Genomic DNA, 24,179 nt, shown 5'->3' on the forward strand with positions numbered 1-24,179 from the left:
CCCCCACGCAAGCGGGAGGGGAGAACAATGCGCGACTTCGACATCATCGTGTACGGCGCGACCGGCTTCACCGGCCGCCTCGTCGCCGAATATCTGACCCAGATCGGCGCGCAGCGCTGGGGCATGGCGGGCCGGTCGCTGTCCAAGCTGCAGGAAGTCCGCGACCTGATCGGCGCGCCCGCCGACACTCCGCTCGTCACCGCCAATTCCGATGACCCCGCCAGCCTGCGGAGCTTGTGCGAGCGCACCCAGCTCGTGCTCACCACGGTCGGCCCCTACCAGCTCTATGGCAGCGACCTCGTCGCTGCCTGCGCCGAAACCGGCACCGCCTATGTCGACCTGTGCGGCGAGCCCGCCTGGATGCGCCAGATGATCGACGCACATCACGAAACCGCCAAGCGCACCGGCGCGCGCATCGTCTTCTCGTGCGGGTTCGATTCGATCCCGTTCGATCTCGGCGTGCTCGCGCTGCAGGACGCCGCCAAGGCCAAGTTCGGTCATCCGATGCCGCGCGTGAAAGGCCGCGTGCGAAAGATGCAGGGCGGCGCCTCGGGCGGCACGGTGGCGAGTCTCAAGGCGACGCTCGCCGCCGCGGCCAGGCATCCCTCGATCCTCGGCCTGCTCACCAACCCCTTCGCGCTGACCCCCGGCTTTACCGGGCCGCATCAGCCGACCGGCCTGCTGCCCGAATATGACCGGACGATCGAGGCGTGGGTCGCGCCGTTCATCATGGCGCCGATCAACACCAAGAACGTCCATCGCACCAACTTCCTGCTCGGCGAGGCATATGGCGCCGACTTCGTCTACGACGAGATGATGGTCGCGCCCGGCCTCGGCGAAATGGGCAAGGCCGCCGCCGAGGCGATCGCGCGGATGAACCCGCTCGCCAGCGACAAGGGCCCCAAGCCTGGCGAAGGCCCCTCGCCCGAGGAACGCGACGCCGGCTTCTACGACCTGCTGTTCATCGGCGAAGGCGCCAACGATGCGCGGATCGATTGCGTCGTCACCGGCGACAAGGATCCGGGCTATGGCTCGACGAGCAAGATCATCGCCGAGACCGCGCTGTGCCTGGTCGAGCAGATCGCGGGCGCCAAGGACAAGGGGGGCGGAATCTGGACGCCGGGCGCGCTGATGGGCGCCGGGCTGAAGGATCGGCTGCAGGCCAAGGCGGGGCTGACGTTTCAGGTGGGATGACCGCCCTCACGCCGCTTACGGTTCGCCACCCTGTCCCGGCAGGATCGGGCGGAGATCGCCGGCCACCATCGCCCGCCCCTTGCCGAGCGCCTTGGCATTGTAGAGCGAGAGATCGGCGCGTTGGAGAATCTCGCTGCGGGTCATGATCTCCTCGTCCAGCCGGCAGGCCCCGACCGTCGCGCCGACAACGATCGTCGAGGCCTCGCCGTCGACCGGCAGGACCAGGTCGCGCAGCAACGTCTCGAGATAGGCCCGCAGCGCGTCGACGGTCGCAGGGTCGGTGATGCACAGGACGAACTCGTCGCCGCCGAGCCGTGCCGCAAAGCCGATCCGATCGGCATGCGCCGCCAACACGGCCGCGACGCGCTGCAACACGTCATCCCCGGCATGATGGCCAAAGGTGTCGTTGACCGCCTTGAAATTGTCGAGGTCGAGCAGGAGCACCGCGAACGCCCTGTCGCGATTGCCGCGTTCGATATGCTGCGCGAGAAACCGGTTGAGCGCAGCGCGGTTTGCCAGGCCGGTCAGCTCGTCGGACAGCGCGGTGCGCTCGAGCGCCTTCTCGATATGATGCTGCGCGGTCACGTCCTGGCAGACCCCGATCAGATAGGCCGGCGCTCCGTTGATCCGCTCGACCTCGCCGATGTTGCGGATCCGGCGATGCTCGCCGCGAGCGCTGACGATATAGGTCTCGATCTCGTAGGGCTTGCCGCTGTCGATCGCGCGATCGATGGCCTGCATCAACAGCTCGCGATCCTTTGGCGGATAGAATTCCAGCGCGCGGTCCAGCGTAGGGACTCCGCCGTGCGGATCCAGGCCGAAGATGCAAAAGGCTTGCGGCGTCCATTCCATCGTCGTCGTTGCGAGGTCGAGCCGCCACGATCCCGTATCCGACAGGCGCTCGGCATGATTGAAATGCGACCACCAGCGCGACGGCGCGGTCGCACTTGGGGTCGGCACCGGCTCGCCTGCGAAGGCCTGCCTGCGAAAAGCGCTCGGCATCAGGGCAACCCCGCCGAGCCCCGCCCGCGGCGCGTCGTCACGGGCGAGCCACTGCTGCGCAGAGCACGCTCCACCCGCCATTCCGTGCTGCGTTCGTGCATGCAACCGCGCACACTCGCCCTCCCCATTCCGAGACGCCGAAAAGAGTCCAGACCCATATTATAGGCTGCCTCGACGATCGGCGGGCGCGGAGCGCCAAATAGGGGATCAGGAGGACGTCAAGCGGGGTTCAGCGCTTCTTGCCCTGATGCCGGATGTTCGTCGGGCGCCCGCGATGCTTGATCACGCGCTTGGGCCGCCGGTCGTCGCTGTCGACGCGCGCGCCCCTGCCCTCGACCATCTCGAAGCGTAGCGCCCCCGAGACCGGGTTGGCCTCGGCCAGCCGCAGCTGGAGCTTCTGTCCGCTGGCATAGACCGTCCCGCTCTGGTCCCCGATCAGGGTGCGGCTCGCTTCGTCGAAGCGGAAATATTCGCCGCCGATATCGCGCACCGGCATCAGGCCGTCGCCGCCAATGCCCTCGACCGTCGCGAAGAAACCGAAATTGGTCACGCCGGTGATCCGCGTCTCGAGCACCTCGCCGACCTTCTCCGACAGATAGGCCGCGACATAGCGGTCGATCGTGTCGCGCTCGGCCTCCATCGCGCGGCGTTCGAGCATCGAGATGCTCTCGCCGATCTTCTCCATCGCCGCAGCCTCGCCCTCGGTCAGCCCGCCGGGCCCCAGATCATACGCCGCGACCAGCGCGCGGTGGACGAGCAGATCGGCATAGCGCCGGATCGGTGAGGTGAAGTGCCCGTAGCTGCCGAGCGCGAGCCCGAAATGGCCCATGTTGGCGGGGCTGTAATAGGCCTGCGTCTGCGTGCGCAGCACTTGCTCCATGATCTGCGGCCGCTCGTCGCGGTCGATCACCTTGTCGAGGATGTGGTTGAAGGTGCGCGGCTGGACGACCTGGCCGAGCGCGAACTCGATCCCGAAGGTCTTGAGATAGTCTTTCAGCGCGACAAGCTTCTCGCGGCCTGGCTGCTCATGGACGCGGTACATGACGGGTGCCTTCTTCGCCTCGAGCGCCTTGGCGGCGGCGACGTTGGCGGCGATCATGTAATCCTCGATCAACTTGTGCGCATCGAGCCGCTCGCGCGGCGCGACCGAGAGGATGCGGCCCTTCTCGTCGAGCATGACGCGGCGCTCGGGGAGGTCGAGATCGAGCGGTGCCCGCGCGGTGCGGGCTTTGTTGAGCGCGTGCCAGCACGACCAGAGGGGGAGGAGAGCGGCGAGGATGCCTTCGCTGTCCAAATCCCCCTCCCGCTTGCGGGAGGGGTTAGGGGAGGGGCGTGCCTCAATCGCATCGTCCGTCGCGTGGACAGCCCCTCCCCCAGCCCAGTTCGGGGTCGGATGTGCCCCCGGCACATCCTCGACAGCGCGGGGCGCTGTCGACCCCGAACTCGCGAGCGGGAGGGGAGCAGAAGGAGCAGGAGGGGAAGAAGACGCGTGGTGCGCATCCACCATCGCCTGCGCATCCTCATACGCCAGATTCGCCGCAATCCGCACCACCGCACGCGTGAATCGCCACGACTTCAGCGCCCCATCCTTGCCGATCCGCAAATGGCACGCGAGCGCCGCCCGATCGACGCCCTCCTTCAGCGAACACATCTCCGCCGACAAACTCTCCGGCAGCATCGGCACGACCCGATCGGGAAAATACACGCTGTTGCCACGCCGCCGCGCCTCGCGGTCGAGGCTCGCCCCCGGCCGAACATAGAAGGACACATCGGCAATCGCGACGATCGCCTTCCAGCCGCCATCGTTAGAAGGATCATCGTCGGGCGCCGCCCACACCGCATCGTCATGGTCGCGCGCATCGGCCGGGTCGATCGCGACGATCGGCAAATGGCGTAAATCCTCGCGCTTCTCGCCGAGCGGCTGCGCGGCGACACGCACCGCCTCGTCGAGCGTCTCGGACGAGAACACATCGGGGATACCAAGCTTGTGGATCGCGATCAGCGAGAAGCTGCGCGGCGCGAACGGATCGCCGAGCACCTGCGTCACGCGCACCGTCATCCGCGGCGGGCGCCCCGCCATCTCGGCGAGCACCAGATCCCCCACCTGCGCCTCGCCCGCGTCGGACACCTGGAACTCGCGCCGCTCCTTCTTCTCGACGCCCTGCAGCCACAGCGTCTTGCCCTCCTGGCGCAGCACGCCGAGCACGAGTTCCTCGCCCTTGGGCAAGGTCTTCATCGGGTGCGCGATCAGGCCCTGCCCGGCCTCCTCGGTGCGCGCCAGCACGCGGTCGCCGACGCCGAGTGCGCCATTCTTCTTCTCGCGCACGCGCAGCTTCGGCGCCGGCGTCGTCGCTTCCCAGCGCTCGGGCACCGCCCAGACATTGCCGCTGTCATCGACGTCGACGATCCGGAGCACGGTCACCTTGGGCACCCCGCCCATCTTGTGGAAGGCGCGGCCCGGAGCGCTGTCGATCAGCCCTTCGTCGGCCATGTCCTTGAGCAAGGCTTTGAGCAAAATCTTGTCCTGCGCGGTCAGCCCGAAGGCGCGCGCAATCTCGCGCTTGCCCGCTGGCACGTCGCTTTCGGCGATGAAGGCGAGGATCTGGTCGCGGCTGGGCAGACCGGGGGTGCGCTTGACTGGCTTGGGCATCGGGACAGCGATACGCGACTGGCGTCCAAACGGCAAAGGGCGCGGCATTTGCGTCGCCATTGCCGTTCGGGCTGAGCCTGTCGAAGCCCCGCTCTCCACAAGCGACGCAATCGCTCGCGGAGCGGTGCCCTTCGACAGGGCCGGGGCGAACGGCGGGACTTCAGAACCGCTGCGAAATACCGATCTTCGCGGTGAAGCCGAGCGGGTTCGCCGTGAACGGATCGTAATTCTGGTCGAGCCGCGCGAACGGCGGCGCCTTGTCGAATATGTTGAGCGCCGACAGCGTCAGCGTCGATCCCGTGCTGCGCAGGAAGAATCGGAAGGTCGCATCGAAGGTCCCGAACGGCTTGATGTTCTTGCCCCCGGTCACCGATGCGCCCGCCAGCGCCCCGGCATTGGGCCCGAAGATCGCCGCGCCGCGCTGGTCGGTATAGCCGTCGATATAGTTGTACTGGACGCGCAGGCTGTGCCCGCCGACCGCACCCTGGACATAGGCGGTGCCCTTGATCCGCGGGATCGGATATGCCGTCGTCTGATAGTTGAGCAGGCCGACCCCGTCGAACGCCGGCTGGACGACGACCCCCTCGACCGTGATGTCCTTGGTCTTGTAGTCGATCACATAGGTGCCGCTGCCGCCGAACTCGAGGTTCGCGGCCCCCAGCCCGAAGCGATACGCCGCCTGCAGATCGAGCCCCGACGTCGTGACGTTGGCGCTGTTGATCGTCTGGGTGCGCAGCCGCTGGACGTTGGCGATGCCGCAGCCGGCGCCCGTGAAGGTGAAGCGCGCCTGCAACGCAGCGAACGCCGCATTGCCGCAATTGGCGGTGCCGCTCGCGCCGAACAGTGCGTTGACCATCCCCTGGATCGGCTCTCCCTCGATCGGCCCTTTCAGCTCGTAGCGATAATAATCGAGGCTCGCGCTGAAGCCGCCGCTGTTGAGCAGGATCCCGCCGCTATAGGTCGTCGCCTTCTCGGGCGAGAGGTCGGCATTGCCGTTGATGTCGACCGCGCGGAATGACGTGCCGATGATCTGCAGTGCGGTCAGGTTGCCCGACAATTGCTGCGCCGGCGGCCCGCGGAAGGTCGTCCCCGCCCCGCCGCGCAGCGCGAGCCAGTCGGTCACCTGCAATCGCACGCGGCCTTGCGGATTGAAGGTCGAGCCGACCCGGCCGCCATAATCCTCGTAGCGCGCCGACAGCTGCAGGTTGAGCCGGTCGAGCAACGGCACCTGCAATTCGCCGAAGAAGGCCTTGATGTCGTTGCTCGTCGACAGATTGGCATTGGTACCGAGGAAGCCGAGTGCCCCGGTCTTTTGCGTGCAGGTCGCGGCCGGGTTGAGCGGCGAGCCCGGGCACGGGTTGATCGCGATGTTGCTGTCGTTGTTGTAGAGCACCGAATAGTCGTTCTTGCGATATTGCGCACCGATCGCGAAGCTCAGGTCGCCGCCGGGCAGCCGCAGCCCGGTCTTGCCGCTCAGCACGAGATCCCCGACCAGCAGCCGGGTATTGTAGCGCGTGTTGGTGGTGCGGAAGAAATTGTCGAAGGTCGCCAGGTCGTTGATCAGGCCGGCACCGGGCGTCAGGCTGAACCCGGCGGGGTTGCGCGTCCCGGCAAAATTGGCGTTGGCCGCCCCGCTGACGCCATTCGAGGCGACCGCGGTCGAGAAGGGGTTGAAGAAGGTGCAGCCGTTGGTCCCGGCCAGCGCCGCGACCTGCGCGGCGGTCAGCCCGGCGCGCGATTGCGGCGTGGCAAAAGCGCAATTCGCCCCGCCGAAGCCCGCCAGCGCATTCTGCAGGAGATCCCCGAAGGTGTCGGTCCCCTCACCCTCGCGATTATATTGCGAATAAGTAAAACTGCCGGTCAGATTGAGGCCGGGCGTCACGTCATACGACAGGTCGGCGGTGAAGCGCATCTCCTCCGACACGCGCTTCGAATAGGCCGAGCCGCGATCGTCGCCATTGTTGCCGCGGAACAGCGGGTTGCCGCCGAGCAAGGCCGGGCGGAACAGCACCGGGAACGCAATTGCCGGCGCGAGCGGAACGCCGCCGGCGGTGATGCAGCCCGATGCAGCGCCGTACAGCGTGCAATAATCGCGCAAAGCGGGCGCATAGGTCGGGATGATGAACAGCCCCGCCCCGCCGCTCGCGGCATTGGCCGACGGCGGCAGCGTCGGTAGATAGGTGGGCGAGGTGGTGATCCGCGTCGAGCTGTAGCCGTAGAGCGCACTGGCCGAGAATTTGAGCGTATCGGTCAGCTGGATCGAGGTGTCGACAAAGGCCTGGATGCGATCCTCGGGCTCGACCAGATTGCCGAACTGGCCGTAATTGTTGAAGCAGCGATCGGTCGTCGAGCCCGCCTGGCTGCGGAACCCACCGAGCCCTTCGCAGCCGAGATCGCGGACGAAATTGGCCGAGCCGGCAAAGCCGAAATTCCCCGGGTTGCCGCCGCCGGTATAGCCGCCTTGGGGATTGTTGGCATAGGGCTGGATCGTGAAGTCGCGGTCGGTGGTGCGCAGTTCTGAGCGATGCTGGTAGCCGATCGAGGCGAGGAAATGCAGCCCGTCGCCATTGTGGCCGAAGCTGAGATTGGCGGTGTAATCGCCCTTCGACCCGCGGATGTAGCGATAATCGCCCGAGGCGAGGAAACCCTTCTGATCGGTACGCGTGATGAAGTTGACGACGCCGGCGATCGCGTCCGAGCCGTAGGTCGCCGCCGCGCCGTCCTTGAGCACTTCGACGCGGCCGATCGCGGCCGACGGGATCAGATTGACGTCGACGATCGGGATGCCGCCGCCGACCGCGACGAGGCGCTTGCCGTTGAGCAGGACGAGCGTGCGCTGCGGACCGAGACCGCGCAGATTGACCGAGGCGACGCCCTCATTGCCCTGGCTGCGGCTGTCGAACTGGTTGGCATCGCCGATCACCCCGCTCGACGTCGGCAAATTCTTGAGCAGGTCGACCGCGGTCGGCGTGCCCTGGCGCGCGAGTTCCTCGCTCGAAATGACGTCGACCGGGATCGCGGCGTCCTCGGGCGTGCCGCGGATCAGCGATCCGGTGACGACGATATCGGGTCCGGAGGCATCGTCGGGTGGCGTCTGCGGCGCGGGGACGGCGACTTGCGCGAGCGCTGGCTGCGCTAGCCCCATCGTCAAGGCGAACAAGGCACAGGACGTCACATAGCGCGCGCGCATCATATCTCTCCCCTGCGGACCAGAGCGCTTGTCGGCTCCATACCCTAAGCTCGAATTGACGCCGATACGGTCCTAATGTCAAGCGGGCGCACAGCGCGATCCGCTACGTAAATGTACGTGGCGGTTCAGCGGCTTGCGGAGAGGTGGCCCCGAATTGGCCAGAACGGATCTTCTAATCAGCGCGAGGGAGCGAGATTTCGGGGCGAAGATGCGACGGCGCGCAACCGGACTGCGTGCAGGGAACGGAGCGGCTCAGTAGCCGTTCAACCGCGCGAAACGCTCGCGGTGGAACGCCGCATTGCCCCACATCGTCTCGAGCACGCGCGCGCGCTTGATGTAGAAGCCGGCGTCGTAATCGTCGGTCATGCCGATCCCGCCGTGGAGTTGGATCATTTCGCGGCTGACGAGGTGGAGCGTGTCGCTCGCGACCGCCTTGGCGAGGCTGACCGCCTGGTCGATGTCGGACCGCCCGGCATCGATCGCCTCGAGCGCCCCCTCGACCGCCGAGCGCATCAGCTCGAGCTCGGTGAACATCTTCGCCATGCGGTGCTGCAGCGCCTGGAAGGTCGAGAGCTGCTGGCCGAACTGGACGCGCGTCTTGAGATAATCGTTGGTGGTGGCGAACGCCTGTTCGGCCATGCCGAGCATCTCGGCGCACACCGCGGCGGTCGCGCGGTCGATCACCTGCGCGGTCAGCGACGCATCGCCCAGTTTCTCGGCGGGCGCAGCGTCGAACGTCACCTGCGCGTGGCTGCGCGAGTCGGCCATATGGCGCGGCGAACGCGTGACGCCCGCATCGCTCGAGACAAGATACAGGCCATCGACGGCAGCCACGACGAACACGCCCGCGCTGTCGCCCTCGGCGACGAACGCCTTGGTGCCGCTGAGTTTGCCGTCGACGACGCTCGTCGCGATCTTCGCGGGATCATGGACGGGGCCCTCGTCGATCGCGAGCGTCGCGACGACCGCGCCGCTGGCGATCTGCGGCAGCCACCGCGCCTTCAGCGCGTCCGATCCGCCCATCAGGATCGCGGTCGCCGCCGCCGAGGTCGACGCGAGGGGCGACGCCGCGAGATTGCGTCCGAGCTGTTCGAGCACCAACCCGAGCGAGAGATAGCCGAACGCCGTGCCGCCATGCTCTTCGGGGATGACGATCCCCGGCAGGCCCATTTCGCCAAGCGTCGCCCAGGCAGCGGGATCATACCCCTCGGCCGGCGCCACCGCGCGCATCTTGCGGAACGCGCTGACGGGCGATTGCTCGTCCGACCATTCGCGCACCATGTCGCGGAGCATCGTCTGTTCGTCGTTGAGTACGGCCATCGCGCTATCCCCTCGTCTGAATGGAAAACGGGGGAGGATGGCTTTAGCCATCCTTCACCCCGCCCCTCTCCGGCCCGCCGCGCGTCACACGTGGCAGCCTATCCTTGAATTACTGGTGGTCGAGCATCCCGAGGATGCGCTTGGAAATCACGTTGTTCTGGATCTCGGTCGATCCGCCATAGATCGAGACCGCCTTGCCCCACAGCCAAGTCCGCGTCTGCGTCAGCTCGTCCTCGCTGAAGCCCTCGCCTTCCCAGCCGAGCCCGGCCATCCCCATGATCTCGATCGACAGTTCTGCGCGATCCTGCGTGATGCGCGCGCCGACATTCTTCATGATCGAGGTGGCGGCCGACGGACCCTGGTTCGACTTGGCCTCGAGTGCTGCGCGGCGCAGCGTCAGCGCGAAGGCGCGGCTGTCCATCTCGTGCCGCACGATCCGCATCCGAAGATCGCTGTCGGGAACGCGGCCGCGCTCGTCTTCGCCGCGATATTCCTTGGCCAACTTCCCCATCGGCTTGCCCGCAAAAAGGCGCGATGCGCCGCCGCCGCCCGACAGGCTGTTGCGCTCATGCTGGAGCAGGCGCGTGCCGATTTCCCAGCCCTGCCCCTCGCGCCCGACCAGATTTTCCTTGGGCACCTTCACGTTGGTGAAGAAGGTCTCGCAGAAGGGCGACTGGCCCGAGATCATCGCGATCGGCCGGACGTCTACGCCGGGCGCGGTCATGTCGAGCAGCAGGAAGCTGATGCCGCCATGCTTCTGGCTCTTGTCGGTGCGGACGAGCGCGAAGCATTTGTCGGCCCATTGCCCGCCCGAGGTCCAGGTCTTCTGGCCGTTGACGATGTAATGATCGCCGGCATCTTCGGCGAAGGTCTGGACGTTGGCGAGATCGGAGCCGGCGTTAGGCTCGCTATAGCCCTGGCACCAGCGCACCAGCCCCTTGGCGATCGCCGGGATATGCTCCTGCTTCTGCGCCTCATTGCCATATTCGAGCAGCGTCGGCCCGAACATCATCACGCCCATCCCGCCGATCGGGTTCCACGCGCCGGCGCGCGCCATTTCCTCGTTCAGGACACGGATCTGCGCCTTGTCGAGCCCGCCGCCGCCATACGCCGCGGGCCAGCTCGGCACGCCCCAGCCCTTCTCGCCCATCGCGGCCTGCCACGCGGCCTGATCGGGCGAGAGCTCAGTCGGGCCTTCGAGCGCCGACAGCGCATTGTCCTTGCCCTTGAGCGACGCCGGGAAGTGATCCGCAAGCCAGGCACGCACTTCTGCGCGAAACCCGTCGAGCGGGGCTGCTGGAGCGTCGAGTTCGGGCGCAGTTGCCATGAAAGCTGTCCTTTCAGATCGAATCTGAAGATCGGGTATGGCGGCGCGATACGACAGAATGCCGGCGATGGGAAGAGCGATTGATGCGATCTCGACGCGCATATCCTCTCCCGCAAGCGGGAGAGGCAACGGAGACTTGGGTCGCGCTCCTTCAGCGCGGCCCTAGTCGCAGTCGGTGAGGGCCCTTCTTTTCGACCCCCAAGGACACGCAAGCAGAAGAAGGCCCTCACCCAACCCTCTCCCGCAAGCGGGAGAGGGCTACCGCGGGGCAACGGAGACCGACGCGAGAACCGATGTTTACCCGGCCCCAAATCGCGGTAAGCTTTGTCCAAAGGGGCCCCATCCGATGCCGTTCGCCAACCGCGCCGTGCCGATCGTGCTCGCTGCCGTGCTGATCGACACGATCGGCTTTGGCATCGTGCTCCCAGTGCTGCCAGCGCTGATCACCCGGCTTGGTCATGTCGGGATCGACGATGCCACCCGGATCGCGGGCTATATGCTCGTCGCGTTCGCGCTCGCGCAATTCGTCGCGGGGCCGGTGCTCGGCAATTTGAGCGACCGGTTCGGCCGCCGCCCGGTGCTGATCGCCTCGATGCTGGCGTTCGGCGCCGACTATGCGCTGATGGCGCTCGCCCCGACGCTCGCCTGGCTGTTCCTCGGCCGCGCGATCGCAGGGGTGGCCGGCGCGGTCTATGGCCCGGCGTCGTCGGTGATCGCCGACGTCACCCCGCCCGAAAAGCGCAGCGCGGCGTTTGGTTATGTCAGCGCCGCGTTTGGCATCGGCTTCGTAATCGGCCCCGCGCTCGGCGGGCTGATAGCCGGACTCGGCCCACGCGCGCCGTTCATCGCCGCCGCCGCGCTCGCCCTGGCCAACGCCGCGATCATGGCGGTGGCGATGCCCGAATCGCTCGCGCGCGAGCATCGCCGCCCGTTCCGCTGGCGCGACGCGCACATCGTCGGCGCGTTCAAACCCTTGTTCGAGAATCGCAGCGCGATCCCGCTGCTGATCGTCTGCGTCCTGTGGCAGCTCGCGCATATGGTCTACCCCGCGACCTGGGCGTTCTGGGCGACGATCCGTTTCGCGTGGAGCCCAGCCGCGATCGGGCTGAGCCTGGCGTATGTCGGGCTGGTGATGGCGCTGGTCCAAGGCCTGCTCGTCGCGCCGGTGATCGGGCGGATCGGCGACCGGCGCGCGCTGGTGATCGGCCTCGCGACGGGGGCGAGCGGCTTCCTCGCCTTCGCCTTCATCACTGCGGGGTGGCAGGCCTATGCGATCATGCTGCTCGCCGCGCTGTCGGGCTTCATTGGCCCGGCGATCAACGGCCTGCTGTCGCGAATGGCGGGGCCCGATCGGCAGGGCGCGTTGCAGGGCGGCCTCGCGAGCCTCGGCAGCGTCGCAGCGATCGTCAGCCCGCTGCTGATGACGCAAACGCTCGCCGCCGGGGTCGAGCACGGGTTTCCGGGCGCGGCGTTCCTGCTCGCCGCGGTGCTTGCGGCAACAGCGCTCGGCGTCGTCGCGTGGAAAGTGTCCAACCGTGCGCCCGCTGCGACAGCAGCAGTTGCGGAGGCGTAACGGCTCTCCCATCTGGGGCGCGACACCACAGGAGCAAGCGCATGATCGACCTGCATTATTGGCCCACGCCGAACGGCCACAAGATCACGCTGTTCCTCGAGGAAGCCGGGGTCGAGTATCGCATCGTGCCCGTCAACATCGGCTCGGGCGCGCAGTTCCAGCCCGATTTCCTCAAGATCGCCCCCAACAACCGCATGCCCGCGATCGTCGACCATGATCCGGTCGGTGGCGGAGAGCCGATCGCGATCTTCGAATCGGGCGCGATCCTGCTCTATCTCGCCGACAAATACGGCAAATTCATCGGCACCGACCTGCGGAGCCGCACCGAGACGGTGCAGTGGCTGATGTGGCAGATGGGTGGCCTCGGGCCGATGCTCGGGCAGAACCACCATTTCAGCGGCTACGCGCCCGAGAAGATCCCCTACGCGATCGACCGCTACGTCAACGAGACCAACCGGCTGTACGGCGTGCTCGATCGCCGGCTCGAGGGCCGCGACTTCATCACCGGCAGCTATTCGATCGCCGACATGGCCTGTTACCCGTGGATCGTCCCGTATGAGCGGCAGGGCCAGAAGCTCGAGGACACGCCCAATCTCAAGCGCTGGTTCGACGCGATCGCCGCGCGGCCCGCGACCGTCGCCGCTTATGCCAAGGGCGCAGCGATCAGCGAGAACAAGCCGATGACCGAGGAAGCCAAGAAAGTGCTGTTCGGACAGACGGCGAAGGTGCTCGGGTAAGGCGATCCCCCCGACCTCAAGCCGGGGGGGGGGGCCGGAAGCGTTACGCGCTGGCGCTCGGGCGGGCACTCGCCCGGGCATGCCAGTCGCGCAACGCGCCCAGTTCCTCGGGCACCGCGATCCCCACGAACCCCGCGAAATCGATCGTCGTCAGCAGCACGATATCCGCGATCGAATAGCCCGCTCCGTCGAGCCATTCGCGCCCGCTCAGCGTCGTATCGAACTCGCGCATCGCCTCGAGCACGCGCGGCCGCTGCGTCTCGCCATAATCGGGAAATTGCGGCTTGATGACGCGCGCGGTGAAGGGGTGGGTGTGCAGCCACACCTGCGTCAACGGCGACCCCATCCGCAATTCGACGCGCCGCAACGCCTGCTCGACCTCGGCGACGCCGCGCGCGCCTTGGCCGAACAGGGCGGGCTCGGGATGAAGGCATTCGAAGTAGCGGCAGATCGCGACGCTTTCGGTGATCACGCTGCCGTCGTCGAGGTGCAGCGCAGGGATCTGCCCAAGTGGATTGACCTTGAGGAACGCCGCACCCTTATGCTCCATGTCGCGAATCGACAGCGTCGTGCTGGGCACGCTCAAGCCCTTTTCGGCAAGATAGATCCGCACGCGCCGCGGATTGGGCGCGGGGTTGGCCGCGTCGTAGAACAGCATGATGGCATCCCCCTAAAATGTATTTTCGAAGATCGCGTATGGCATTTTTCCGTCAGCTAGACTAGCGAATCGAACCCATGGACTTGCACAAAGAGACACGATGACCGCTGCCGAGATGCTTGCCGGCGACTTCGCCACCCTCCCCGACCTGATCCGTGCGCACGCCGCCGAGCACGGCGACAAGGTCGCACTGGCCGAGGCCGACGGTGAGCTCGATTATGCCAGCCTCGACGCGCTGATGGACCGCATCGCCACCGCCCTCCAGCGCGACGGCGTGGCGCAGGGCCAGGCAGTCGCGATCGTCGCCTCGGCCAGCATCGATTATGCCGCGGTATTCCTCGGCGCGCTGCGCGCCGGCTGCCTAGCCACCCCGCTCGCGCCTTCGGGCACGCCCGAGAGCATCGTCGCGATGATCGCCGATTGCGCCGCGCCGATCACCTTCGTCGATGCCGACGCCGCGAGCGCGCTCGCCGGGCAGCACATCCCCGGCAAACTCGTCCGCCTAAAGTCGCTCGGCACTTGGCTCGCGCCCGATGGTGCGAACCCCGCGCCCGTCACGATCCGCCCCGACGACGGCTTCAACATCATCTATTCGTCGGGTACCACCGGCACGCCAAAGGGCATCGTGCAGAGCCACGCGATGCGCTGGGCGCATATCAGCCGCAACGAAGCCGCGGGCTTCGCGACCGCGGTGACGATGATCGCCACCCCGCTCTATTCGAACACCACGCTCGTCAGCTTCCTCCCGACGCTCGGCTGGGGCGGCACCGTCGTGTTGATGAAGAAGTTCGATGCGCGCGGTTATCTGACCCTCGCCGAGCGCCACCGCGCGACGCACACCATGCTCGTGCCGGTGCAATATCAGCGGCTGATGGCGCTCCCCGATTTCGACACCTTCGACCTCGCGAGCTTCCGCTTCAAGACCTGCACCTCGGCGCCCTTCTCCGCCGCGCTGAAGGCCGACATCCTCGCGCGCTGGCCCGGGTTGCTCGTCGAATATTACGGCATGACCGAGGGAGGCGGCACCTGCCTGCTCGTCGCCAACGGCTTTCCCGACAAGCTCCACACCGTCGGCCGCCCGGTCGAGGGCCATGACATCCGCCTGATCGACGACGACGGCAACGAAGTGCCCCAAGGCGAGATGGGCGAAGTCGTCGGCCGCTCGCCGGCGATGATGACTGGCTATCACGGCCGCAGCGATGCGACCGCGGCGGCCGAATGGCACGATGCCGAAGGCAACCGCTACATCCGCCACGGCGATGTCGGGCGCTTCGACGCCGACGGCTTCCTCACCCTGCTCGACCGCAAGAAGGATCTGATCATCTCGGGCGGGTTCAACATCTATCCGACCGATCTCGAGGGGGTGCTGCGAACGCATCCCGCGGTCGCCGATTGCAGCGTGATCGGCGTGCCGTCCGAGGCGTGGGGCGAGACGCCGGTCGGCTTCTACGTACCCCATACCGGGGTCGATGCGAGCATCACGGAAATCCTCGACTGGACCAACGCCCAGCTCGGCAAGACGCAGCGGCTGTCGGCGCTCCACGCGATCGACGAGTTGCCGCGCAGCGCGATCGGCAAGGTGCTCAAGCGCGACTTGCGCGATCGTCTGGCGGAGACCGCAGCATGACCCCGATCCGCGAGATCCTAGCTGCCGCCACGCCGATCGACGGCGGCTTCCGCGCGCAGATCCCCAGCGACTGGCTGCAGGGCCGCACCGCTTATGGCGGCCTGTCGAGCGCGCTCGCGCTCCACGCCGCGCAGGGGATCGAGCCCGACCTGCCACCGCTGCGATCGGCGCAAGTGTCGTTCATCGGCCCGCTGTCGGGCGACGTGCGCGTCACAGCAACCAAGCTGCGCCGCGGCCGCACCGCCGCCTTCATCCAGGCCGACATCGTCTCGGACGCCGGACTCGGCTATCGCGCGGTGTTCGTGTTCATGGCCGAGCAGCCGTCGCGGGTCGAGCTGCAGGGCGGGCTCGCCGCCACGCTTCCGCCGCCTGCAGCGGATGCGAAACTCTACACCGGCCCCGACGAATTCTTCACCGGCAACTTCAACTTCCTCGATCTCAAGGCCGAAGCGCCGGGCGAGGCCGAATGGCTGCGCTGGGCCCGGCTGCGCGATTATGCGGGGATCGACCCGATGGTCGAGGTGCTCGCGCTCGCCGACGCGCTCCCGCCCGCGGCATTCAAGTTGTTCGGCAAGGAGTTCGTGCCGCTGAGCTCGGTGACGTGGATCGTCAATCTGCTCACGCCTGCGCCCGCCACGACCGACGGCTGGTGGCTGCTCTCGGCAGAGTCGCAGCACGCGATCAACGGCGGATCTAGCCAGACGATGATGCTGTGGAACTCCGACGGCGTGCCGATCGCGCAGGGCATGCAGAGCGTCGCGATCTTCGGCTAGCAGCCGCGCGGGGGGCACCAAACGGCCCGGGTGCGATTGGGGTGACGCGCGGTTTGACCGCTTTCGGACGATCAAACGCGATAGCTGTCGCTGCCGGATCAGGACGGGGATCAGTACGCCGGAGGAAAGGCCCGAAGATGTCGGATCGCCACCGTCATCATGAGCGCAGCGACGCCGATGGTGAAGATGATGGCCCCGAAACTGTGATCGACTTCCATATAGCGGCTCGACAGGAACAGGCCGAAAGACGAGCCGATGACGGCATATCGCGCCAGGGGCGGGAGCTGTCTGGAGCGTATCACCATCGCCAGGATGAGACCGACCCCGCACAGGGCCGCCGCCACGCTCACCAGACCACTGACCATGCCGCCACCTCCGCGCCCACGGTGTCCGCTTATCGTATCGGACGGCCATAGGCGCAAGGACCGGGTTTGATCGGGAGCGGCCGTTGCGACAGATTGCGACACTTCTTCGCGTCCGCGGCACAGTCGCGCGACAGGTTTCCCGCTATGAAAGGGGGCAGAAGGAACGGCGCCCCGCCCAGCCAGCACAGGAGTTTCCGTTATGTCGATCACGCGCTTTCTCGTCGCCACGACAGTCGCCGCGCTCGCCACTGCCGCCGCGGTCGCGCAGGGCGGCGGCGGCATGTTCCGCTCGGCGGATACCAATGGCGACGGGATGATCTCGCAGGCCGAAGCGCGGGCCGAAGCCGATGCCCGCTTCACCAGGCTGGACGCCAACAAGGACGGCTTCCTCACCGCCGACGAGATGAAGGGGCCCGGCGGTCGCATGATGGCGCGCGCCGACGGCGACAGCGACGGCAAGATTTCGCGCGCCGAATTCCTTGCCCAGGCCGATACGCGCTTCGCGCGGATCGACGCCAACAAGGACGGGCAGATCTCGCGCGAGGAGCTGACCGCCTGGATGGACCGCGCCCGCGCGATGCGCCCCGGCGGGGGTGGCCGCGCCGACCCCGCCGACGCGATCGCGCCGGCGCCGGCGACGACACCCCCACCCCCGGCGCCGACCACGCCGGGTCACTGATCCGGGCCCTTCCCCGGCCCGGACGCCGGGCGAGCTTCCCCCGGCTCGCCCGGCAGCCCCTTTCAAGAGCGCCACGCCATGCTAAGCACCGAACCGATGGCCGACACGCCGCATCTCTTGCTCGTCGACGACGAACGCTCGATCCGAGAGCCGCTCGCGCAGTATCTGACGCGGCAGGGCTTCCGCGTGACGCAGGCGGGCGACGCCGAGGGCGCGCGCGCGCGGATGACGGCCTATGCGATCGATCTCGTCATCCTCGACATCATGATGCCGGGCGAGGACGGGCTGTCGCTCACCCGCCATATCCGCGAGAGCGGCGAGGTGCCGGTCATCCTGCTCACCGCGCGCACCGAGGAGACCGACCGTATCGTCGGCCTGGAGATGGGCGCCGACGATTATGTCGTGAAGCCCTTCTCCCCGCGCGAACTGGCGGCGCGCGTCAAGGTCATCCTGCGGCGCGCGGCGGCGGGCGGCACGCGCCAGCATGCGCCCGAGAGCGGATCGTTCGCCTTTGCCGGCTGGGTGCTCAAATCGGGCGAGCGCACGCTGGTCGACCGCGAGGGCGTGTCGGTGCCGCTGTCGACCGGCGAGTATAATTTGCTCCACGCGCTCGTCACGCGCCCGCGCCAGGTGCTGACGCGCGACCAACTGCTCGACCTGACGCAAGGGCGCGAGGCCGCCGCGTTCGACCGCGCGATCGACAATCAGGTCAGCCGCCTGCGCCGCAAGATCGAGGCCGACGTCAAGGCCCCCGAGCTGATCAAGACGGTGTGGGGCGGCGGCTACACGCTCGCCGCCGAAGTGACGCGCCTTTGAGACTTTCGCGCCTGCAGACGATCCCGCGCAGCCTGTCGGGGCAGATGGCGCTGCTTATCGCGGTGGCGCTGTTCGTCGCGCAGGCGATCAATTTCACGCTCGCGCTGCAGGATCGTCGGCGCGCGCGGCTCGACCAGGCGACCGGACCGGTCGTCACGCGGATCATCGATGCCGACGAACGGATCGCCGCGGGCCGGCACATCGGCGCCGGGCGCGGCTGGAGCCGCCTGCATCTGGCACCTGCATCGCCGATCAAGCCGGGCGCCGAGCATGTGCGCGAGGTCGAGACGGCGCTCCACGCCGCATTGGCGGAGGCGGGCGTAAAGGTTGCCCGGATCGAGACCGAGGTCCTGCCGATCCAGCGCAATGACCCGCGGCTGCGCTACGTCAGCGCGCAGCGCGTCGAGCGACTGCTGCGCGGCGGTGCCGAGTTGCAGGTCGCGGTCGAGCGGCCGGGTGGGCAATGGCTGGTTCTCAACCTGCCGTGGACGCGTGACAATTCGGACATCTTCTGGCGGCTGATGGCGCAGACCGCGATCCTGTACATCGTCGTGCTGGTGCCGCTGCTGTGGGCGGGGCGACGCATCTCGCGCCCGCTGCGCGGACTCGCCGAGGCCGCGCGCAGCTTCCACCCCGGCGCCGCCGCCGACCCCGTTCCCGCCGCCGGGCCGCAGGACGTGCGCGACGTGATCGCCGCGTTCAACGCGCTGCGGCTGCGCGTGACCGCCATGCTCGACGAGAAGGATCGGATGCTCGGCGCGATCGGCCATGATCTGCGTACCCCGCTCGCCTCGCTCCGCGTGCGCGTCGAATCGGTCGAGGACGATGCCGATCGCGCGAAGATGGCCGAGACGATCGCCGAGATGAACCGCACGCTCGACGACATCCTCTCGCTCGCCCGCCTCGGCCGCCCGAGCGAACCACCGACCGAGGTCGACCTGGCCGCGCTGGTCGACGCCGTGGTCGAGGATTTCCGCGACATGGGCAGCGAGGTCGTGTTCGAGGAGAGCCCGCGCATCCAGATGCGGTTGCGCCCCGGCCTGATGCGCCGCGCGCTGCGCAATTTGATCGAGAATGCACTGAAATATGCCGGCGCGGTCGAGGTCAGCGTGCTGCCGGGCGCGCATGCGGTTGCGATCCTGGTGTGCGATCGCGGCCCCGGCATTCCGGCCGACCGGCTGGGCGACGTCTTCGAGGCGTTCACCCGGCTCGAAACGTCGCGCAACAAGGAGACCGGCGGGATCGGCCTCGGCCTGGCGCTCGCGCGGACAATCGTGCGCGATGCCGGCGGGGACATCACGCTGGAAAATCGCGACGGCGGCGGCCTGGTCGCGCGGATCACGCTGGCACGCTGAGCGCGGCGCGGGAGGCAAGGCCCCCCGCGCCGCGCCATGGCCATCAGAAGCGGTACTTCAGCCCGAACTGCAGGATCGGATAGACCTGATAGTCGTCGACCTTTTTCTGGATGTTGACGCGCTCCTTCTCGAGCTCGACGATGAAGCGCGGGTCGCTCGACAGCGTGCCGTTCGAGGCGAAGTCGCGAACCCGCACCGCGCCCTGGAACAGCGCACCTGCCTCGACATTGAAGCTGAGGCCGCGGCGCAGGCCACCGCCGTAGCCGAGCGTCAACTGCGGCGCGACGCTCTTCACTTCGGCTCGCCCGCTGATCGTACCGATCTGCGCCGGCGTGAAGGCCATGTTGCCGATCTTCGTCATATTTTGCGGCGTGGCGCGCAGCCGACCGTCATTGCCGTTGGTGCGCGCGCCGGCCGACAGGAAGAAGCCACCGCCGAACGGATAGAGATCGAGCATCACCCCGCCCGACTTGAGGTTGACCTTGCCATCGTAGCGGACGTCGTTCGATTTGATGCTGTGGCTGACCGACAGGAAGGTCGCATTCGCTCGTGCCCCGATCGTGCGATTGACGCGATAGCCGATCTCCGGACCGATGCCGAGCGTGCCCGCGGTGATGCCGAACCGGAACCGGCCGTCCCGTGCGCTCCCGCTCTGCTCCGACGGATGCTCCTGCGCGCTGTCCTGCACCGGGCCGACCTGCGCATAGGCAGGGTATGCCGACAGCGACAGGCCTGCAGCCGCCAAAATAATCCCGTACATTTTCGTCATGATACCTCCACACGCTCTTTATAGACGCGATTCGAGCGCCGCCCTGTTCGACGTACCAGATAAATAACCACAACATATTGACGAATTGATACTTGATCTGGCTCATCCGAACGAAGAACCGCCGAAAAACGTGATCGTTTCGCAAGCGTTATAGTTCAGAAGACTTGGGAACAGGATTCCGAGGACTGATTTCAGCATCACCATCACACCGGAAATTTTTTTGGACCGTGTGAATTCAAAAGCGCGACCTCTCGATCAGGGCGGACTTGCGTGGTGCGATCGAGACAGGCACGATCGACGCGATATGCCGTGCGGCTGCCCGCCACGGAGCAGCGACGATGGAGCCTATGTCCGATGTGGCTGTTCGACCGGTTCGCGAAAAACCTCGTCAAGCGCGGCGAACTCACGATCATCGATGCCGATGGCACGCGCTATCAGTACGGCACGCCCGATCCCGCCTTCCGCCCCGTCACGCTGCGCTTCGCCGACAAGAACGTCGCGACCTATATCGCACGCCACCCGCGGCTCGGCGCGGCGCTGGCGTGGATGGACGGGCGGCTGCTCGTCGACGATGACGACATTGCCGGGATGATCGATCTGATCCGCGGCAACGGCCGCTGGGAGGACGGGCGCAGCACGATCGGCACCAAGAACCCGGTCAAGCTCGCCTGGGCGGCAAGCACCGCGCGGCTGCGGCAGCTCAACCGCATCGCCAAATCGAAGCAGAACGTCGCGCACCATTACGATATCGGCGACCGGCTCTACGATCTCTTCCTCGACGCCGACCGCCAATACAGCTGCGCCTATTTCACCGACGAGGACAATACGCTCGAGCAAGCGCAGCTCGACAAGAAGGCGCATATCGCCGCCAAGCTACAGTTGCGGCCGGGGCAGCGCGTGCTCGATATCGGCTGTGGCTGGGGCGGGATGGCGCTGTATCTCAACCGCGTCGCCGACGTGGACGTGCTCGGCATCACGCTGTCCGAAGAACAGCTCAAGACCGCCCGCCGCCGCGCCGAGGAAGCCGGCGTCGCCGATCGCGTCACGTTCGAGCTGATCGACTATCGCGAGCTGACCGGCCGGTTCGACCGGATCGTCTCGGTCGGGATGTTCGAGCATGTCGGCGTGCCCAATTACCGCACCTTCTTCCACAAATGCCGCGCGCTGCTTGAGGAGGACGGCGTGATGCTGCTCCACACGATCGGGCGGATGGGCGGCCCGGGGCAGACCGACCCGTTCACGGCCAAGTATATCTTCCCCGGCGGCTACAACCCGGCGCTGTCGGAGATCGTCGGCGCGAGCGAGTCGGTCCGGCTGATCGCTGCCGACGTCGAGACCTTGCGCGTCCATTATGCGCTGACGATCCGCCACTGGTACGACCGCGCCGTCGCCAATCGCGCCAAGATCGAGGCGATGTTCGACGCGCGTTTCTATCGAATGTGGGTGTTCTATCTCGCCGGCGCGATGGCCGCGTTCAAGCACGGCGTGATGTGCAACTACCAGGTGCAATTGATCCGCGACCGCCGCGCGCTGCCGCTGACGCGGGGGTATATGGCGGATGCGGAAGCCGGGTTACAGGCCTTCACTGTTGGCCGACCCGCCCACTCAACCCGTTCGGGCTGAGCCTGTCGAAGCCCCCTCTCCTGCCACGGACCGTTCGCAAGCGGAGACCAGCCCTTCGACAGGCTCAGGGCGAATGGGGTTTGATCCCAACGCGTGCGCGCGGCCGGCGGTCAATGCGGGAGCGAAGTCGCGAGCACCTCGATCGCCTCATCCTTCCCCGCGAAATCGACGCGCTCGCCGACCTCCGCGCCGATCAGCGCACGCGCCAGCGGCGCCTGATAGCCGATCTTGCCCGCCGCCGGATCGGCCTCGTCGCCGCCGACGATCTCGACACTGCGCTCGGCGCCGTTCAGACGATAGGTCACGCAGCTTCCGATCCCGACCTCGCCCTCCGCCGGTGCCGCGACCACCTCGGCGGTGGTCTGGCGCGTGTGCCAATAGCGCAGCTCGCGCAGCACCGCTTCGCGCTCCTCGGGCCCTGCGCCATCAGCCGCCGCCTCGAGCTCCAGAACCTTCGCCCCGATCAGCGCCAACCCGCGCGGCGTGACCAGGTTCGGCCCCGGCGCGATCGGCCGTTCGAACTTGGGTTCCAGATGTTCTTCGTCGCTCTCGCGGCGGAAGGCGACGCTCATTCAGGCTCTCCACAGGCTTTGTTGCACAACGTCGTGGCGGACACTTGGGTGCAACGCAACAATCTGCTACGGCCCGCCGATGCTGAATATCAATGGTATCACGGTGCGCCTCGGTGGGCGCGCGATCCTCGACGGTGCGAGCGCGGCGTTGCCGCCCAAGAGCCGCGTCGGCCTGATCGGGCGCAACGGCGCCGGCAAGTCGACGCTGATGAAGGTGATGATCGGCCAGCTCGAGCCCGATCTCGGCGAGATCGAGATGCCGCGCGGCACGCGCATCGGCTATATCGCGCAGGAAGCGCCCTCGGGCACCACCACCCCGGTCGAGGCCGTGCTCGCTGCCGATACCGAGCGTGCGTCGCTGCTGGTCGAGGCCGAGACCTGCCAGGATCCCGACCGCATGGGCGTGATCTACGAGCGCCTCACCGCGATCGACGCCTACACCGCCCCTGCCCGGGCCGCGCGCATTCTCGTCGGCCTCGGCTTCGACGAGGAAATGCAGGGTCGCCCGCTCGATTCCTATTCGGGCGGCTGGAAGATGCGCGTCGCGCTCGCCGCCTTGCTCTTCTCCGAGCCAGACCTGCTGCTGCTCGACGAGCCCTCGAACCATCTCGATCTCGAAGCGACTTTGTGGCTCGAGAACTTCCTCAAGTCCTACCCCGCGATGATGGTCGTCATCAGCCACGAGCGCGATCTGCTCAACAATGTGGTCGACACGATCCTCCATCTCGAGGGCGGCAAGGTCCATCTCTACACCGGCGGCTACGACAGCTTCGAGCGCCAGCGCGCCGAGCGCGTCGCGCAGCTCGCCGCCGCCAAGGCCGCGCAGGACACGCAAAGGGCAAAGCTCAGCGAATATATCGCCAAGAACTCGGCCCGCGCCTCGACCGCCAAGCAGGCGCAGAGCCGCCAGAAGATGCTCGCCAAGATGCAGCCGATCGCCTCGATGGCCGAGGATCCGACGCTGTCGTTCGAATTCCCGAGCCCCGAAGAGCTGCGCCCGCCGCTGATCACGCTCGACATGGCCGCCGTCGGTTACGCGGAAAAGCCGATCCTCCAGCGGCTCAACCTGCGGCTCGACCCCGACGACCGCGTCGCGCTGCTCGGCCGCAACGGCAACGGCAAGACCACGCTCGCCCGCCTGCTCGCCGCGCAGCTGCCGACGATGGACGGCGCGATGAACGCCAGCGGTAAGATGCGCGTCGGCTATTTCACGCAGTATCAGGTCGAGGAACTCGACGGCGATGACACTCCGCTCGAGCACATGACGCGGATGATGTCGGGCAAGACCCCCGGCGCGGTCCGCGCGCAGCTCGGCCGTTTCGGCTTCTCGGGCGTCAAGGCGACGCAGAAGGTCGGCAAGCTCTCGGGCGGCGAGCGCGCGCGGCTCGCGCTCGCACTGATCACGCGCGACGCGCCGCACATGCTGATCCTCGACGAGCCGACCAACCATCTCGACGTCGATGCGCGCGAAGCGCTGGTGCAGGCGCTCAACGCCTATGACGGCGCCGTCATCCTCGTCAGCCATGATCGCCACATGGTCGAGCTCACCGCCGACCGGCTCGTGCTGGTCGATAACGGCACCGCGAAGGAGTATGCCGGCAGCATGGAGGATTACATCGCCTTCGTGCTTTCGGGCGACGGCGGGGGCGAAGGCGCCAAGACCAAGGCCGCCAAGAAGGACGACAAGCCGCAGCTGAGCGCCGCCGCAGTCGCGCTGCAGAAGCGCGCGCACGAGGCGGAGGCGCTCGTCGCCAAGCTGACCAAGCAGCGCGACGCGATCGACCGCGCGATGCTCGACCCGAGCACCGCCGAGGCGTGGCTCGCGCGACTGTCCCCAGCCGACCTCGTCAAGCAGCATGCGCAGATTTCGAAGAAGCTCGACACCGCAGAGGCGGCCTGGTTCGAGATCAGTGAGTCGCTGGAATTGGCGGCGGCCTGAACCGCCCCGA

At 67.2% G+C, this 24,179-nt stretch carries 19 protein-coding genes; 10 read left to right on the top strand and 9 right to left on the bottom strand.

All coding sequences use genetic code 11. From position 1 onward, the window contains the following. Positions 1-27: 27 nt before the first annotated feature. On the top strand, positions 28-1,194 hold the full coding sequence (locus U1872_RS07250; protein WP_332792216.1) for a saccharopine dehydrogenase family protein: 1,167 nt from the start codon (positions 28-30) through the stop codon (positions 1,192-1,194). Positions 1,195-1,209: 15 nt separating this feature from the next. Here U1872_RS07250 and U1872_RS07255 read toward each other — a convergent pair whose 3' ends face one another. From U1872_RS07255 to U1872_RS07275, 5 genes are all read right to left on the bottom strand, one after another. After that, entirely contained in the window at positions 1,210-2,154 is a 945-nt protein-coding gene (locus tag U1872_RS07255) for a GGDEF domain-containing protein (RefSeq protein ID WP_332792217.1), read from the bottom strand. Between the two features lie 271 nt (positions 2,155-2,425). Further along, entirely contained in the window at positions 2,426-4,846 is a 2,421-nt protein-coding gene (locus U1872_RS07260; RefSeq protein WP_332792218.1) for a ribonuclease R family protein, read from the bottom strand. A 160-nt stretch (positions 4,847-5,006) separates the two neighbouring features. Beyond that, positions 5,007-8,036, bottom strand: a complete 3,030-nt coding sequence (locus U1872_RS07265) for a TonB-dependent receptor plug domain-containing protein (protein WP_332792219.1) — start codon at positions 8,034-8,036, stop codon at positions 5,007-5,009. Positions 8,037-8,288: 252 nt separating this feature from the next. Then, entirely contained in the window at positions 8,289-9,356 is a 1,068-nt protein-coding gene (locus U1872_RS07270; RefSeq protein WP_332792220.1) for an acyl-CoA dehydrogenase family protein, read from the bottom strand. 109 nt (positions 9,357-9,465) lie between these two features. Next, on the bottom strand, positions 9,466-10,683 hold the full coding sequence (locus U1872_RS07275; RefSeq protein ID WP_332792221.1) for an acyl-CoA dehydrogenase family protein: 1,218 nt from the start codon (positions 10,681-10,683) through the stop codon (positions 9,466-9,468). Positions 10,684-11,029: 346 nt separating this feature from the next. Here U1872_RS07275 and U1872_RS07280 point away from each other — a divergent pair, with 346 nt between their 5' ends. Together U1872_RS07280 and U1872_RS07285 are read left to right on the top strand one after the other, a co-directional pair. After that, the gene (locus tag U1872_RS07280) at positions 11,030-12,256 is read left to right on the top strand and encodes an MFS transporter (RefSeq protein ID WP_332792222.1); all 1,227 of its coding nucleotides are present in this window, start codon (positions 11,030-11,032) and stop codon (positions 12,254-12,256) included. Positions 12,257-12,297: 41 nt separating this feature from the next. Next, positions 12,298-12,993, top strand: a complete 696-nt coding sequence (locus tag U1872_RS07285) for a glutathione S-transferase N-terminal domain-containing protein (RefSeq protein ID WP_332792223.1) — start codon at positions 12,298-12,300, stop codon at positions 12,991-12,993. Between the two features lie 43 nt (positions 12,994-13,036). On the opposite strand, the gene U1872_RS07290 is transcribed toward U1872_RS07285, so the two are convergent. Then, positions 13,037-13,651 (bottom strand): glutathione S-transferase family protein, encoded by a 615-nt coding sequence (locus tag U1872_RS07290; protein WP_332792224.1) that lies wholly within the window; start codon positions 13,649-13,651, stop codon positions 13,037-13,039. Between the two features lie 100 nt (positions 13,652-13,751). Between U1872_RS07290 and U1872_RS07295 the strand changes: the two genes are divergently transcribed. Both U1872_RS07295 and U1872_RS07300 read left to right on the top strand, forming a co-directional pair. Further along, positions 13,752-15,278: a class I adenylate-forming enzyme family protein gene (locus U1872_RS07295; RefSeq protein ID WP_332792225.1), complete on the top strand. Its 1,527-nt coding sequence runs from the start codon at positions 13,752-13,754 to the stop codon at positions 15,276-15,278. After that, positions 15,275-16,051, top strand: a complete 777-nt coding sequence (locus U1872_RS07300; RefSeq protein ID WP_332792226.1) for a thioesterase family protein — start codon at positions 15,275-15,277, stop codon at positions 16,049-16,051. Before U1872_RS07295 ends, U1872_RS07300 begins: the two co-directional genes overlap by 4 nt. A gap of 110 nt (positions 16,052-16,161) precedes the next feature. Here the strand turns inward: U1872_RS07300 and U1872_RS07305 are convergent, their stop codons facing one another. Further along, positions 16,162-16,416 (bottom strand): hypothetical protein, encoded by a 255-nt coding sequence (locus tag U1872_RS07305; protein WP_332792227.1) that lies wholly within the window; start codon positions 16,414-16,416, stop codon positions 16,162-16,164. Between the two features lie 199 nt (positions 16,417-16,615). On the opposite strand from U1872_RS07305, the gene U1872_RS07310 reads away from it, so the two are divergent. From U1872_RS07310 to U1872_RS07320, 3 genes are all read left to right on the top strand, one after another. Next, positions 16,616-17,095 (top strand): EF-hand domain-containing protein, encoded by a 480-nt coding sequence (locus tag U1872_RS07310; RefSeq protein ID WP_332792228.1) that lies wholly within the window; start codon positions 16,616-16,618, stop codon positions 17,093-17,095. 96 nt (positions 17,096-17,191) lie between these two features. After that, a complete protein-coding gene (locus U1872_RS07315) occupies positions 17,192-17,911 on the top strand; it encodes a response regulator (RefSeq protein WP_332792778.1) in 720 nt (239 codons plus the stop codon). 44 nt (positions 17,912-17,955) lie between these two features. Continuing rightward, positions 17,956-19,266: a sensor histidine kinase gene (locus U1872_RS07320; protein ID WP_332792779.1), complete on the top strand. Its 1,311-nt coding sequence runs from the start codon at positions 17,956-17,958 to the stop codon at positions 19,264-19,266. A gap of 43 nt (positions 19,267-19,309) precedes the next feature. On the opposite strand, the gene U1872_RS07325 is transcribed toward U1872_RS07320, so the two are convergent. Further along, positions 19,310-20,035, bottom strand: a complete 726-nt coding sequence (locus tag U1872_RS07325; protein WP_332792229.1) for a hypothetical protein — start codon at positions 20,033-20,035, stop codon at positions 19,310-19,312. Between the two features lie 354 nt (positions 20,036-20,389). On the opposite strand from U1872_RS07325, the gene U1872_RS07330 reads away from it, so the two are divergent. Continuing rightward, positions 20,390-21,658 carry a class I SAM-dependent methyltransferase gene (locus U1872_RS07330; protein ID WP_332792230.1) on the top strand — a complete coding sequence of 423 codons (1,269 nt, stop codon included), beginning with the start codon at positions 20,390-20,392 and terminating at the stop codon, positions 21,656-21,658. 110 nt (positions 21,659-21,768) lie between these two features. Here U1872_RS07330 and U1872_RS07335 read toward each other — a convergent pair whose 3' ends face one another. Beyond that, positions 21,769-22,230 (bottom strand): GreA/GreB family elongation factor, encoded by a 462-nt coding sequence (locus tag U1872_RS07335; protein WP_332792231.1) that lies wholly within the window; start codon positions 22,228-22,230, stop codon positions 21,769-21,771. Between the two features lie 79 nt (positions 22,231-22,309). Between U1872_RS07335 and U1872_RS07340 the strand changes: the two genes are divergently transcribed. Then, the gene (locus U1872_RS07340; protein ID WP_332792232.1) at positions 22,310-24,169 is read left to right on the top strand and encodes an ABC-F family ATP-binding cassette domain-containing protein; all 1,860 of its coding nucleotides are present in this window, start codon (positions 22,310-22,312) and stop codon (positions 24,167-24,169) included. Positions 24,170-24,179: the final 10 nt, after the last annotated feature.

This window comes from Parasphingomonas frigoris (assembly GCF_036663815.1).
Lineage (GTDB): Bacteria > Pseudomonadota > Alphaproteobacteria > Sphingomonadales > Sphingomonadaceae > Sphingomonas.

Excerpts from the sequence above, each read along its gene's own strand:
- U1872_RS07310 (WP_332792228.1), top strand. The coding sequence starts at position 16,616 with ATGTCGATCACGCGCTTTCTCGTCGCCACGACAGTCGCCGCGCTCGCC.
- U1872_RS07265 (WP_332792219.1), bottom strand. The coding sequence starts at position 8,036 with ATGCGCGCGCGCTATGTGACGTCCTGTGCCTTGTTCGCCTTGACGATG.
- U1872_RS07320 (WP_332792779.1), top strand. The coding sequence starts at position 17,956 with ATGGCGCTGCTTATCGCGGTGGCGCTGTTCGTCGCGCAGGCGATCAAT.
- U1872_RS07340 (WP_332792232.1), top strand. The coding sequence starts at position 22,310 with ATGCTGAATATCAATGGTATCACGGTGCGCCTCGGTGGGCGCGCGATC.
- U1872_RS07305 (WP_332792227.1), bottom strand. The coding sequence starts at position 16,416 with ATGGTCAGTGGTCTGGTGAGCGTGGCGGCGGCCCTGTGCGGGGTCGGT.
- U1872_RS07295 (WP_332792225.1), top strand. The coding sequence starts at position 13,752 with ATGACCGCTGCCGAGATGCTTGCCGGCGACTTCGCCACCCTCCCCGAC.
- U1872_RS07285 (WP_332792223.1), top strand. The coding sequence starts at position 12,298 with ATGATCGACCTGCATTATTGGCCCACGCCGAACGGCCACAAGATCACG.
- U1872_RS07300 (WP_332792226.1), top strand. The coding sequence starts at position 15,275 with ATGACCCCGATCCGCGAGATCCTAGCTGCCGCCACGCCGATCGACGGC.
- U1872_RS07315 (WP_332792778.1), top strand. The coding sequence starts at position 17,192 with ATGGCCGACACGCCGCATCTCTTGCTCGTCGACGACGAACGCTCGATC.
- U1872_RS07280 (WP_332792222.1), top strand. The coding sequence starts at position 11,030 with ATGCCGTTCGCCAACCGCGCCGTGCCGATCGTGCTCGCTGCCGTGCTG.
- U1872_RS07270 (WP_332792220.1), bottom strand. The coding sequence starts at position 9,356 with ATGGCCGTACTCAACGACGAACAGACGATGCTCCGCGACATGGTGCGC.
- U1872_RS07260 (WP_332792218.1), bottom strand. The coding sequence starts at position 4,846 with ATGCCCAAGCCAGTCAAGCGCACCCCCGGTCTGCCCAGCCGCGACCAG.
- U1872_RS07330 (WP_332792230.1), top strand. The coding sequence starts at position 20,390 with ATGTGGCTGTTCGACCGGTTCGCGAAAAACCTCGTCAAGCGCGGCGAA.
- U1872_RS07275 (WP_332792221.1), bottom strand. The coding sequence starts at position 10,683 with ATGGCAACTGCGCCCGAACTCGACGCTCCAGCAGCCCCGCTCGACGGG.
- U1872_RS07290 (WP_332792224.1), bottom strand. The coding sequence starts at position 13,651 with ATGCTGTTCTACGACGCGGCCAACCCCGCGCCCAATCCGCGGCGCGTG.
- U1872_RS07335 (WP_332792231.1), bottom strand. The coding sequence starts at position 22,230 with ATGAGCGTCGCCTTCCGCCGCGAGAGCGACGAAGAACATCTGGAACCC.
- U1872_RS07250 (WP_332792216.1), top strand. The coding sequence starts at position 28 with ATGCGCGACTTCGACATCATCGTGTACGGCGCGACCGGCTTCACCGGC.
- U1872_RS07325 (WP_332792229.1), bottom strand. The coding sequence starts at position 20,035 with ATGACGAAAATGTACGGGATTATTTTGGCGGCTGCAGGCCTGTCGCTG.